Source organism: Streptomyces sp. NPDC001903 (assembly GCF_042891345.1).
Classification (GTDB): domain Bacteria; phylum Actinomycetota; class Actinomycetes; order Streptomycetales; family Streptomycetaceae; genus Streptomyces.
This window is the reverse complement of record NZ_JBIASZ010000023.1, coordinates 128308-140884: the sequence shown is the minus strand read 5'-3', so window position 1 is coordinate 140884 and position 12577 is coordinate 128308. Positions and strand designations below refer to the sequence as shown.

Here is a 12577-nt window from a genome sequence, read left to right as displayed (position 1 = left end):
CTCGAAGACCCATGTGTAACCAACGTCCGGCAGTTTCATATCTAGGCCGTGTCTTTCGGATCATGCCGGGCCCGCGGCGCCTGGCACCGCGGGCTGACCCGGCCTGATCCGAAAGACACGGCCTAGTTCCGCCGCCGCGACGACCCCGGCCGGTGAACTTCCCGGCGGTGGCGGGCCGTTACATTTGTCGTGCTCATCCGCAGGCCGCGCACGACGGTCCCGAACCACCAGGAGGCACGGTGGGCACAGCCCTGATCGCGCTGGCCGCCGCGAGCGTCGGCGTGATCGGCACGCTCCTCGCGCCCGTCCTGTCCCAGCGCCTGACGGCCCGTGCCCAGGCGGAGCAGTTCGAGCGCCAGCAGCGGACGGACGACGCCCAGCGGCTCCACCAGCGGCGGCTCGCCGATGAGGACCGTCGGCGCGACTGCTACGTGGCGGCCAACGCCGCGTACCGCCGCTACCGGATCGAGCTGATGAACTACCTGTGGCTGGTGCACAAGGGAGAGGTCGCACCGGAAGGGCGGCAGGCGATGGAGGCCGCGCGCCATGCGCACCACGCCGCCTTCGCCGAGGCGCAGATGATCGCCTCCACCACGGTGATGGACGAACTGGACACCATGACCACGGCACTGTCCGAGCTGTACGGCATGACGATGCGACTGGAGGAGGGCCGCCCGGTGCCGGGAGGCTCGTTCCAGGAGATACACGACGAGCTTCAGGATCTCTGGAACCGCGGGCAGGAGCTCCGCGCCGTGATGCGCACGGACCTGGGTGTGGACGACGGACCGGCAGCCCGGCCCGCGACTCGTCCTTGAGTGCGGGCCGGGCTGCCGGACGGGTGTGCCGTCAGATCCCGAAGGGGGCCGCGTAGCGCACGGTGCCGCTCGGGAGCGGGTGGGCCTCGTCGAGCGTGAGGGCCATGACGGCCTCGTCCGGGACCTCGATGCTCAGGCGGATGCCGTGGGCCGAAGCGCGGGTGAAGCCGAACCGCGGGTAGTACGCCGGGTGCCCGAGCACGGCGACGTAGCGCTCGCCCATGTCCTGCGCGGCCCGCAGGGCGGCGCGGATGGCGGCGGAGCCCGCGCCGGTCTTCTGGTGCTCGGGCAGCACGGCGACGGGACCCAGGCACAGGGCCGGGGTGTCGCCGATGTGGCTGCGGGTGAGCAGCGCATGGCCGACGAGCGTGCCGTCACCGTCCACGGAGACGATGGACAGGCCCTCGATCCAGGAGGAGTCGGCGCGCAGGGCGTCGACGAGGTCGGCCTCGAGCGGAGTCTCGAAGGCGGCGAGGTTGACGGCGCGGATGGCCGGGATGTCCGCGCGGGTCTCGGCGCGGGTGATCCAGTCGTGGTGGGTGCGCATGAGGGATGGAGATCCGTTTCATGGTCGGTTCGTACGGGGGCGTCCTCGCGAGCTCACGTCCTCGGCGAGGCGGGGGGGGTCGACCGGGTCAGACCGTCGCCCGGGACGTGAGGGCGGTCCGGGCGCTGCGCTGCGCAGTGGCCTCGTACGCGGTCATCAGCCCCACCTCCCTTTCATTTCACATCCACTCATGCACGCATAAACGCATGCACGAACCCCACGAACCTGTCGGTCGAGGCAGGATTCGCTGCCCTCGACGTCCTGCATCAGGATGCAGGCGCCACGGCGGGAGAGCCTGTCACGGGATCACCCGGGTTTCAACCGATTTCCGCTGTCAGTGGTTCTGCGTCATGTGGGCGAGGACCTGGGCGGCGCTGTCGGGGGCGAAGGCGCCGGCGATTCCCTCCGCGGCGCCTTCGGCGGCCGCTGCCGAGCGGGGCAGCATGAGGGCCTCGTACGCGCGGACGGCGTCGTCGGTCGTGGTGGTGCCGTCGATGAGGGCGCGGGCGAGGTCGGCGCCGTCGAGCATGGCGAGGTTGGCGCCCATTCCGGAGAACGGCGACATGAGGTGGGCGGCGTCGCCGAGGAGGGTGAGGCCGGGGGTGTGCTGCCAGGTGTGCGGGACGGGCAGGGCGTACAGGGGGCGGTTGGTGTAGCCGGTGTCGGAGTCGGTGATGAAGCGGAGCAGGTTGGCGCCCCAGCCGGTGAACTCCTTCAGCAGCGCGTCGCGTACGGCGCCTTCGTCGGCCAGGTCGAGGCCGGCGCTCCGGTGCCAGTCCTCGTCGGTGCGCATGCCGACGTACACCCGTATGTGGTGGTGGCTGTTGCGCTGGGCGATGAAGCCCCGGTTGTCGTCGAGCGCCATCAGGGTGCCCTCGCCGGTGAGCGCGGCCAGTGCGGGGTGGCGGGTGTCGGCGTCGTCGAGGCCGGTTTCGACGAAGGTGACGCCGGTGTAGACGGGCGTCGCGTCGGAAAGCCGCCTGCGGACCTTCGACCAGGCTCCGTCGGCGCCGACGACGAGGTCGGCCTCGACGGTGGCGCCGTCGGCGAAGTGCAGGCGGTGCACGCCTTCGGTGAGCGGTTCGACGTGCGTGAGCTTGTGGCCCCAGCGCACGGTGCCGGGCTCGAGCGAGTCCAGCAGCAGGCCGCGCAGCCGGCCCCGGTCGATTTCCGGGTTGCCGTCGCGGGCTTCGGCCCCGGCGCCGGACTCGGGCGGGACGGCGTCGAACAGGACCCGTCCGTCGCGGCCGGCCAGGCGCATCTGCTGCCCCTCGGGGCGGGCCCACGCCAGGAACTCGTCGAGCAGTCCGGCTTCCCGCAGCGCCTCCTGGCCCGAATCGGGGTGCATGTCGAGGGTGCCGCCCTGGTCGCGGGCGGAGCGGGAGGCGTCCTGGTCGTGGACGGTGGCGGCGATGCCGTGTCGCTGCAGGACGCGGGCGCAGGTCAGGCCGCCGGGACCGGCGCCGATGATCGCGATGCGGGGTGGGGTGGTGGCGTTCATGACCCCAGAAGAGCACATCGACTACAAAAGTGCAACGACTACACTTTTCAATCCGTGGCGCTTACGTCGCCGCCAACGCGCCATAGCGCCCCGTTGACCAGCAGCTTCTCTTGATCAAGTCGCCCGTCCGGGCGAGGCGCCGCTAGCATCGGATCGGTTCGAGCCACGCGGGGGAGTCCGTTCCAGACGGGAGTCCGACCTGATGGCCACACCACGTCGCATCGCTCGCATCCTCGCCTCCGGCGCCCTCTCGACGGCCCTGCTGACCGGCGGCGGCCTCGCCACCGCGACCGCGGCCACGACCGCCGCCGTCCCCGCCGCCACGGCGAAGGCGACCCCCTCGCCCGCCGCCGGGGAGATCACCCTCAAGGCCACGCCGACCGAGGTGAAGGCCGGCGAGAAGGTCACGTTCACCGGCCGGACCAAGGGCCTGCCGATCGGCACGAAGGTGGTCCTGCAGCACAAGAACGGCTCCAAGTGGACCACCCTCCACGCCAACACTCTGATCAAGCAGGGCTCCAGCTTCTCCTTCGACAACACCTTCAAGGACAAGGGCAAGGAAGAGCTGCGCGTGAAGGCCGGCGACTGGACCTCGCCCTCCACGACCGTCACCGTCAGCTGACCCCGTACCGCCCGCGGCCGTACGCGGTACGCGGGCAGGGCCCCGAGCCGTCCCAGGCCGCCGCTTCCTCGCGCTCCCCCATATGGCGCAAGGGTCGTTGAGCAGCACCGACCATGATCAATAGCCTGCCCTCCGGCGCGTGACATCGCGTCTGTCGGAGGGAAGGCGAACGATCCCCAGTGAAGCTCCCGATGTTGAAGCGCGCGGCCTGGCCGGCCGCGGCGACCGCGCTGCTCACGCTGTTCGGCACCACCCCGGCCGGTGCGGCCGACGACGCGTGGCAGAAGGTGGGCGGCGACACCAGCAGCGGCGTGAGCGGCGTCGCGTTCGAAAGCCGCAGCACGGACGGAGGCGAGGTGCGCGCCCTCGTCGTCCACGACAACAAGCGGACCGGGCACAAGCGCCTGTCCCGGATCACGCACCGGAAGGGCTCCGACGACATCTCCCCGATCACCTGGGACGGGCCGGAGCCCTCCGACCTGGAGGCCATCGAGGCCATCCCCCGGATGCCCGCCGAGTACCTGGCACTGGCCAGTCGCGGCATCGTCTACCGTCTGAAGGTCGTCGACGGCACGGCCACGGTCGTCGACTACGCGCCGCTGCCGGCGATCGGGGAGGGCGACGACTTCGAGAGCTTCGCGCTCGTGGCCCAGAACGGAAGCCTCGCCGCCCTGTGGGCCGACCGCGGAGCGGGTGCGAACCGCCCCGCCACGCTCTACGCGGCGCCGCTCTCGTTCGCGTCCTGGGGGCAGCCGCAGTTCGGCAGCGTGATCCGTCGTTCCTACCGGGCGGCGCATCCGGCCGACGGGGCCGCGCGGCACATCTCCGACATCTCGGTGACCGACTCCGGGCGGATCATCGTGAGTTCGGCGGCGGACGCGGGCGACGACGGCCCGTTCGACTCGGCGGTGAGCGAGGCGGGCCGCGTGACCGTGTCGCCGGCCGGCCGGGTGCGGGTCACGCTCGCGGCGTCCCCGACGGTGCTCGGGACCTTCCCCCGGTACAAGATCGAGGGGGTGGAGTGCCTGCCGGGATCCCCCGACGCCCTCCTCGGCACCGACGACGAGAACCTCGGCGGGTACGTACGGGCCATGCCGTTCTGCGGGGCCTGAACCACCGGTCGGCGACCTGAAGCGCGGCGGGCCCGGGCCACGGGCACGGCCCGCCGCGCGACCGGGGTGGCCCGGGCCTACGCTGGTGATGTTGTCTGCGTCCTCGGGCGACAGGAGAGCGTGCCGTGAAGCCAACCCACGTCCGGCTGCGCCGGGCCTGCGCCGCTGCCGCCGCCGCGGGCGTGCTCATCGGACCGGCGGCCGCGGGCTCCGCCGCCCACGGGGCGCCGACCGCCCGGCCGCCGTCCGCCACCGCCACCGCCCCCTCCCCCGGCACCGACGCGGAGTTCCCGCAGCTCACGCCCGCCGTCGCGGCGCGACTGGACGCGGCGGTGCGCCAGGTCATGCGCGAGACGCAGGTGCCGGGCGTCACCGTGGGGCTGTGGGCCCCCGGCAAGGGGAGTTACGTCAAGAGCTTCGGCGTGGCCGACAAGGCGACGCGCGCACCGATGACGACCGACCTCCACGTACGCATCGGCAGCGAGACCAAGACGTTCACCGTCACCGCCCTCCTCCAACTGGTGGACGAGAAGAAGATCGGCCTCGACGACCCCATCGGCATGTACGTCAAGGGTGTTCCCGACGGGGACCGCATCACACTGCGCCAACTGGCCGGGATGCGCAGCGGGCTCTTCAACTACAGCCTGGACGCGGACTTCATCAAGAAGCTCCAGGCCGACCCCGAACAGACCTTCACCCCCGGCCAGTTGCTCGCCTACTCCTTCGAGCACCCCGTGCAGTTCCCGCCCGGCGCCCGGTTCGACTACTCCAACACCAACCTGATCCTGCTCGGCCTGGTGGTGGAGAAGGTGACGGGCCGGCCGCTCCACGAGGTCATCACGCGGAAGGTGCTCGCCCCGGCCGGGCTGCGCCACACGGTCTTCCCCACGAGCGCGGCCCTCCCGGAGCCGTACGCGCACGGCTATACCGACCAGACGGCCTCGGGAAAGATCGAGGACTCCACGCACTGGAACCCTTCCTGGGCCTGGGCCGCCGGTGAGATGGTCTCCGACCTGCAGGACCTGCGCAGTTGGACCCGCACCCTCGCCACCGGCACGCTGCTGACGCCCGCGACCCAGGCCCAGCGCCTGAAGACCACCCCGATGGACATTCCGGGCGACGGCTACGGCCTGGGCATCTTCAACGTCCAGGGCTGGATCGGCCACAACGGATCGATACCCGGGTACGAGGTCCTGCCCGTCTACCTGCCGCAGGCCCGGGCGACCATGGTCATCCTCCTCAACACCGATGACCAGTACAAGGGCCAGGAGCCCAGCACGCTCTTCGGCCAGGCGGTCACCTCCATCGTGACCCCCGACCACGTGTACCCGGGCCACAAGAAGCCGCCCGCCCCCAAGAGCGGCTGACCGAGCCGGCATCCATCATGACCTGAATCACAACGGCGGGCTGTCACGTCCGAGCCGTTCCGGGTGTCTCGATGGGCATGGCCGACGACGATCCCTTCAGCGAGCACCGCCCGCTGCTGTTCACCATCGCCCACGAGATGCTCGGCAGCGCCGCCGATGCCGAGGACGTGGTGCAGGAGAGCCACCTGCGGTGGACCGCGGTCGACCCGGCCGCGGTGGAGCATCCGCGCGCCCATCTGGTCCGCACCGTGACCCGGCAGGCGCTCAACCGGCTGCGTACGGTCAAGGCGCGGCGCGAGGAGTACGCCGGCAGCTTGGTCGCCGCGTCGGGCGGGCAAGTGCAGTCGCTGATGGACCTGTTGGCGCCCGGCGTCGTCCAGATCTCCGACGGCGGCGGGAAAGCGGTCGCCGCCCGGCGCCCGATCACCGGCGCCGCCGAGGTCGCCCGGTTCGTCCTCGGCGTGCTCCGTACGACGACCCCCGCGACCCGCGTCGAGTACGCCACCTACAACGGCATGCCCGCGGCGCGGTTCGTCACCGACGGCGCACTGGACTGGCTGGTCGCGTTCGAGATCGACGGCGCACTGATCGCCGGCCTGTACGGCGTGCGCAACCCGGACAAGCTGCACCGTGCCGAGACGGTGCTCCCATTCGACATGCCGTACCGCTGCTCGGCGCGTTCCTCACCCGCCGCCTCGCACGGCCGGTCATCACCCGTACCTTCGCCGCCATCCTCGATGCAGCCGACGCCGCGCCGGCCCGGAACGGCCAACTCCCCCGACCGTCAACGCCCTTGGCGTGTTTCCTATCATCTGTTCGACCCCGGCTGCCCACGGCGGGAACGTGTCGCCGCAGGCGGCCTGGAGCGATCACGATGAAAGGCAACAGGACTTGGGATTCACCGCTAAGCATCGAATACCTGTCATCGCGGCATGTGCCGTGGTGGCCACCGCAGTCGGTCTGCTGTCCCCCGCCGCCTTCGGCACCGAAGGCGGCGGGGCCGCGGTCTCGGCCGACGCCGTCGCCGATCCCTCGGCCACGCCCGAGGAGGCGGCGCCGCAGGGGCAGGCGCCCGACGCCGACGCCGCGGACGGCGATGCCGCCGTCTCCGCCGGCGACCACACGCCGTTCAGCAACGGCGTCATGAGCATCGGCGGAGGCGGCGCGGCCGCGGCCCCCCGGGCGCTCGCGGCCGCCGCCGCTCCCCCGCAGGGCGAGGGATGGAAGCTCGCGGGGGCCACCAAGTGGCTGGCCACGGGCTACACGATCAAGTTCTACGACCAGAAGTCCGCCGACTGGCTGGCCCCGTACGCCAAGGCGACGGCGGCCGACCTCCAGCGCATCACCAACCTCCCCGTCACCGTCGACACCCACCCGGTGGGCTGGGACTACGCCCGCCCGAAGGGCGAGGTGGTCATCGGCGTGCTGCACCGGCCGTGCGTGCCGCCCGCGGCCGAGGGCAGCATGGGCAGCACCGGGTGGAAGGTGGTCCGCGACGGATCCGGAACGGCGAACCTGAGCTGCGGTTTCACCTCCTCCTCCGTGGCGGACACGGTGACCAGCGGCCACGCCTACATCGACGACGAGTTCTTCACCACGGCCGGCAAGCCCACCGCGGCCATGGGTGAGGCCTACATGCGCAACCACGTCAGCCATGAGATCGGGCACGCGCTGGGCATGGCCCACGCGAACCGCAGCATGACCAAGAGCGACTGCGTCAAGGGAACCGACTCGGGCGAGTTCCCCGTCATGTGCACGCCCACGTACGCGTACAAGGACAAGCGGGCCGGCACGTACGTCCAGCAGTTCGACGTGCAGGGGCTCCGCCTCCTCGCGGCCGGCGCCGGTGCGGCGCTGTCCCCGCAGGGCAAGGTGGCCGGTCTCGGCGGCAAGTGCCTCGACGTCAAGGGGGGCAAGGCGGAGAACGGCACCCAGATCCAGCTGTACGCGTGCAACGGCTCCGTCGCGCAGTCCTGGATCCTGGGGAAGGGCGGCACGTTCCGCGCGCTCGGAAAGTGCCTCGACAACTCCCGCAACCTGAGCACCAACGGCAACAAGATCGCGCTCTACGACTGCAACGGCACCGCCGCGCAGAAGTGGTCGGTCAACGCCAAGGGCCAGATCGTGCACACCGCCTCGGGCAAGGTCCTCGATGTCACCGGCGGGGCGACCGCCAACGGCACAGTGGTCCAGCTGTACACGGCGAACACCAACAAGCGGCAGGTCTGGACGACTCCGAAGTAGACCGTCCGCGGTAACGGGGCGGCGGGGGCGCGTACGTCGTACGGCGTACGCGCCCCCGCCGCGCTCAGTTCCAGGGATCGGTGAACGACCGTCCCGGCACCGGCTTGGCGATGAGCGCGATCGGGACGAAGAAGTTGACCTGCCCTATCGCGATCGTCAGGGTCGCGAGCGCCTTCGCGTCGTAGTGCTCGGACACCTCGGCGTACAGCTCGTCCGGGACCCGCTCCCCGCCCGCGGACGGCTGGAGCACCGCCTCCACGAGTGCCAGCGCGGCCCGCTCGGCGCCGCTGAAGTACGGGGCGTCCTGCCAGGACGCCACCGCGGTGATCCGCTCCTCGGACTCCCCGGCCTTGCGCAGCATGCCGGTGTGCAGGACGGTCAGGTAGGTGTTGCCGACGATCTGACCGGCCCTCAGCTGCAACAGGCTGATCGTCGTGCGCGGTACCGAGCGGTTTCCGGTGGCCTTGAAGAGCGCCGCCGACACCTCGGCCAGCTCCGGGACCAGCTCCATGGGGTCCTGCGCCATCCGCGGTCCCACCGGTACGTCCGCCGTGATCGTACGAGTCTGCATCGCCGTCTCCCTCAGGTCTTCCGTGTTGCTGTCACTGACCTGACGGATCGCGGGACGGAAGTGTGACGGGCCCGGGGCGGATTTCCGCAGATTTCTTCCGCGGACCACTTCGGGGGGAGGGAGGTGGGGAAGGGGGAGTACCCACCCCTTGCCACTCTTAACTTATAGCGCACAGGGGGGCTTGCGGCAAGGCCCCCGTCGTACCGCAAAATCGCTCCTCGTAGCCAGAAGCAGCGGAAATAGGAGATGCACGGGGTGCCTGTGTTGACAACGAAGACCACCAGCGCGTTCGACCTCCCCGACCACCTCTCCCCCAAGGCCGACCCCACCCTGATCGCCCGCGACGAACAGCACTTCGCGGCCCTCTCCCACAGCCTGGAGCAGGCGATCGGCGAGCTGTCCGAGCGCCTCGACGAGCTGCGCAAGGCGCCCGGTGGCCTGGGCCGGGAGGCGATGGAACGGGACAGCGAGATCCACCGGCTGACCTCCCGGCTGCGCTCCCTGCGCCGCTTCGGACTCGACCTGTGCCTCGGGCGCATCGTCGGCGCGCAGGACGGCGAGCCCGTCTACATCGGTCGGCTCGGCCTCACCGACGGCGCCGGGCGCCGCCTCCTGATCGACTGGCGCTCCCCCGCCGCCGAGCCGTTCTTCGCCGCGACCCACGCCCGGCCGATGGGGCTGGCGAGCCGCCGCAGGTACCGCTGGACCCGCGGCCGGATCGGCGACTACTGGGACGAGGTGTTCACGGCCGACGGGTTCGAGGGACACGCGGCGCTCGACGACCAGTCCGCCTTCATCGCCAGCCTGGGCAGCACCCGCTCGCCCCGGATGCGCGACGTGCTCGGCACCATCCAGGCCGACCAGGACGCCATCATCCGGGCGGGCTCGCGCGGCGCCCTCGTCGTCGACGGCGGTCCGGGCACGGGCAAGACCGTCGTCGCCCTGCACCGCACCGCCCACCTGCTCTACTCCGACCCGCGCCTCGGGCACCGTCGGGGCGGCGTCCTGTTCGTCGGCCCGCACCAGCCGTACCTGAACTACGTCGCCGACGTCCTGCCCAGCCTCGGCGAGGAGGGCGTGCAGACCTGCACGGTGCGCGACCTGCTCCCCGAGGGAGCCGCGGCACCGCACGAGTCCGACCCCGAGGTGGCGCGTCTGAAGTCCTCGGCGGACATGGTGAAGGCGATCGAGAAGGCCGTCAGGATCTACGAGGAGCCGCCCACCGAGGGGATGACGGTGTCCACCCCCTGGGCGGACCTGTGGCTGAGCGCCGCCGACTGGACCGAGGCCTTCGAAGAGGCGGCCGGCGTCCCGCACAACGAGGCGCGCGAGCCGATCTGGGACGGGCTGCTCACGATCCTGATGGACAAGCTCGACGAGGACGACGAGCACGACGGGGTGTCGCCCGACCGGCTCCGCAGGGCGCTGCTGCACGACGAGGAGCTGGTCACCACCCTCAACCGCGCATGGCCGCTGCTCGAAGCCGGCGACCTCGTCGGAGACCTGTGGTCGGTCCCCGCCTACCTGCGGCTGTGCGCTCCCTGGCTGGGCCGCGAGGAGGTACGGCTGCTGCAGCGCGCGGACGCCCAGGCCTGGACCGTGCCCGACCTGCCGCTCCTCGACGCGGCGCGGCAGCGGCTCGGCGACCCGGAGGCGGCCCGGCGCAAGCACCGGCACGACGCGGCCGTCGCCGCCGAACGCGAGCGCATGGCCGGCGTCATCGACGACATCCTCGCGGCCGCCGACTTCAACTCGGCCGGCGACGACAGCGAGGGAGCGGTGAGGATGCTGCGCGGCCGGGACCTCCAGGACAGTCTGATCGACGAGACCGCACTGCCGAGCGCCGATCCGGACCGGCTCGCCGGCCCGTTCGCGCACATCGTGGTGGACGAGGCCCAGGAACTGACCGACGCGGAGTGGCAGATGCTGCTGCTGCGCTGCCCGTCCCGGAGCTTCACGATCGTCGGGGACCGGGCGCAGGCCAGGAACGGGTTCACGCAGTCGTGGCGGGAGCGGCTGGAAAGGGTCGGGCTCGACCGGGTCGAGGTGGCCTCCCTGAGCGTCAACTACCGTACGCCGGAAGAGGTCATGGCGCAGGCGGAGCCCGTCATCCGGGCCGCCCTCCCCGACGCCAACGTGCCGGTTTCCATCCGCAGCAGCGGCATTCCGGTCGTGTACGGGGCCGTCGCGGAGCTGGACTCCGTCCTCGACACCTGGCTCGCCGAGCACGCCGACGGGATCGCCTGCGTCATCGGCGATCCTTCCTTCCGGGCGACGTCCCGCGTCCGGTCGCTGACCCCGGAGCTGTCGAAGGGGCTGGAGTTCGACCTGGTCGTCCTCGTCGACCCGGAGGCCTTCGGCGAGGGCGTCGAGGGAGCGGTGGACCGCTACGTCGCGATGACCCGGGCGACCCAGCGGCTCGTCGTCCTCAGGAGTTCATGAGGCCCGCGGGCGGCCCTGCCGTCCGGCTGGAGACGGTCACCGGGCGGCCGGGGCGCGCAGCATGAAGACGTCGACCGGGTCCTCGGCCACCACGGTGAAGCCGAGGCGCTCGTACAGCCGCCGGGCGGGGCTGCCCTGCAGGACGTTCAGGCGGACGGGCGCGCCGTCCGCGTCGGTCCGCCGCAGCAGGGAGCGCAGGACGGCCGATCCGAGGCCCCGGCCGTGCAGTGCGGGATCGAGATAGAAGTGCTCCAGCCACCACCCGTCCTCGGCCGGGCGCAGGGTGACGCTGCCCGCGAAGGCTCCGTCGGCCATGACGACCGACGTGTGCCGGGGGGAGAAGGAGTCCCGCAGCCGCTGCCGGACCCGGTGTTCGTCGAACCGTCCCAACCGCTCCAGGTCCGGGCGCATGACGATCGCCCTGAGCTCGACGATCGTCTCGACATCCGACGGCCCGGCGGAACGCAGCGACCATTCCGCGGGACGCGCCGCCTCGACCGGCCGTGTCCCGTCCGTCTTCGCACTCGCGTTCATGGCCCCGAGTATCTCAACCGGCCGCCGGCTCCTTCGGCCGGGTCCTGGTCGGCCGGACGAACGGCAGGTCCCGGTCGGCGACGCGGCCGAGCGGGCCCGCCGCGCGGAGCACGACGTCGAGGACGCGGTCGGGCTCGGCCGCGTAGCAGTGCGCGAACCACGGCATGTTGGCCTCGACGACCGCCCATCCACCGTCCGTGAGCCGGCCGACGTCCACGCACACGGCGCTGGGCAGTGCGTCGGCCGTGGCGTCGAGCACCTCTCGGGCGAAGCCCCGGGCACGGGCGTGCAGCGGTGCGGGATCAGGGTGCCCGTACACGGCGTAGCGGCTGCCGGCGGCGACCTCCCCGTCGAGCACGAACAGCCTGTACTCGGCGGCGAACTCCACCACTTCGCTGACGAGGACCGCCGTCGCGGGGTCGAGGGTGGCCGGCAGTGCGCTGCCCTCCGCGTAGACGGCGGCGGGCAGCGGGTCGAGCTTCGCGGAGGGCGGTTTCACGAAGGCGGGTTCCCGCAGGGAGCGGGCCTCGGCGAGCGTCGTCAGGCGGACGGTGCGCCGCAGGAGGGGTTGCTCCACCGTCGCCAGCCAGTCGTCGGCGGGTTCGAGGAGTCCGAGGCCGAGCCGGCCGGACAGGACGTCGGCGGCGAGCGGGCCTCCGTACCAGTACGTCTCGCGGCCCTCGGCCTGCTTGACGTGGGCGACGACGTCATGGCCGCGCCACACCGCGGCCTGCGCGATGAGTTCCGCCGTGGTGGTGCGGGGCGGGTTCACGAACAGGGCGGGCGCGGCGCGGTCATCCATGCGGCGAGGGTACAAGGGGA

Annotated in this window: 11 protein-coding genes and 1 pseudogene; 7 read left to right on the top strand and 5 right to left on the bottom strand. The window is 71.7% G+C overall.

Annotated elements, in window-relative coordinates; translation table 11 throughout:
- Nucleotides 1-239: 239 nt before the first annotated feature.
- Nucleotides 240-815 carry a hypothetical protein gene (locus tag ACFYZS_RS35670; protein WP_389022193.1) on the top strand — a complete coding sequence of 192 codons (576 nt, stop codon included), beginning with the start codon at nt 240-242 and terminating at the stop codon, nt 813-815.
- Nucleotides 816-846: 31 nt separating this feature from the next.
- Here the strand turns inward: ACFYZS_RS35670 and ACFYZS_RS35665 are convergent, their stop codons facing one another.
- Nucleotides 847-1362 (bottom strand): GNAT family N-acetyltransferase, encoded by a 516-nt coding sequence (locus ACFYZS_RS35665; RefSeq protein ID WP_389022190.1) that lies wholly within the window; start codon nt 1360-1362, stop codon nt 847-849.
- Nucleotides 1363-1696: 334 nt separating this feature from the next.
- Entirely contained in the window at nt 1697-2863 is a 1167-nt protein-coding gene (locus tag ACFYZS_RS35660) for an FAD-dependent oxidoreductase (RefSeq protein ID WP_389022187.1), read from the bottom strand.
- Between the two features lie 202 nt (nt 2864-3065).
- On the opposite strand from ACFYZS_RS35660, the gene ACFYZS_RS35655 reads away from it, so the two are divergent.
- The 5 genes and pseudogenes from ACFYZS_RS35655 to ACFYZS_RS35635 all read left to right on the top strand — a co-directional run bounded on the left by ACFYZS_RS35655 (nt 3066) and on the right by ACFYZS_RS35635 (nt 8208).
- A complete protein-coding gene (locus tag ACFYZS_RS35655; protein ID WP_389022184.1) occupies nt 3066-3485 on the top strand; it encodes a hypothetical protein in 420 nt (139 codons plus the stop codon).
- 191 nt (nt 3486-3676) lie between these two features.
- Entirely contained in the window at nt 3677-4597 is a 921-nt protein-coding gene (locus ACFYZS_RS35650; protein WP_389022181.1) for a hypothetical protein, read from the top strand.
- Nucleotides 4598-4722: 125 nt separating this feature from the next.
- Entirely contained in the window at nt 4723-5964 is a 1242-nt protein-coding gene (locus tag ACFYZS_RS35645; RefSeq protein ID WP_389022179.1) for a serine hydrolase domain-containing protein, read from the top strand.
- A gap of 77 nt (nt 5965-6041) precedes the next feature.
- Nucleotides 6042-6620 (top strand): annotated as a pseudogene (locus tag ACFYZS_RS35640) (sigma factor); the annotation flags it as partial.
- 286 nt (nt 6621-6906) lie between these two features.
- A complete protein-coding gene (locus ACFYZS_RS35635; RefSeq protein WP_389022176.1) occupies nt 6907-8208 on the top strand; it encodes a ricin-type beta-trefoil lectin domain protein in 1302 nt (433 codons plus the stop codon).
- A gap of 64 nt (nt 8209-8272) precedes the next feature.
- Here the strand turns inward: ACFYZS_RS35635 and ACFYZS_RS35630 are convergent, their stop codons facing one another.
- Complete coding sequence (locus tag ACFYZS_RS35630; RefSeq protein ID WP_389022173.1) at nt 8273-8779, bottom strand: carboxymuconolactone decarboxylase family protein; 507 nt, start codon at nt 8777-8779, stop codon at nt 8273-8275.
- Between the two features lie 264 nt (nt 8780-9043).
- On the opposite strand from ACFYZS_RS35630, the gene helR reads away from it, so the two are divergent.
- Nucleotides 9044-11221 carry an RNA polymerase recycling motor ATPase HelR gene (helR, locus tag ACFYZS_RS35625; protein WP_389022201.1) on the top strand — a complete coding sequence of 726 codons (2178 nt, stop codon included), beginning with the start codon at nt 9044-9046 and terminating at the stop codon, nt 11219-11221.
- Between the two features lie 36 nt (nt 11222-11257).
- Here helR and ACFYZS_RS35620 read toward each other — a convergent pair whose 3' ends face one another.
- Entirely contained in the window at nt 11258-11755 is a 498-nt protein-coding gene (locus tag ACFYZS_RS35620; protein WP_389022170.1) for a GNAT family N-acetyltransferase, read from the bottom strand.
- A 13-nt stretch (nt 11756-11768) separates the two neighbouring features.
- The gene (locus ACFYZS_RS35615; RefSeq protein WP_389022167.1) at nt 11769-12557 is read right to left on the bottom strand and encodes an ATP-grasp domain-containing protein; all 789 of its coding nucleotides are present in this window, start codon (nt 12555-12557) and stop codon (nt 11769-11771) included.
- Between the last annotated feature and the right edge of the window lie 20 nt (nt 12558-12577).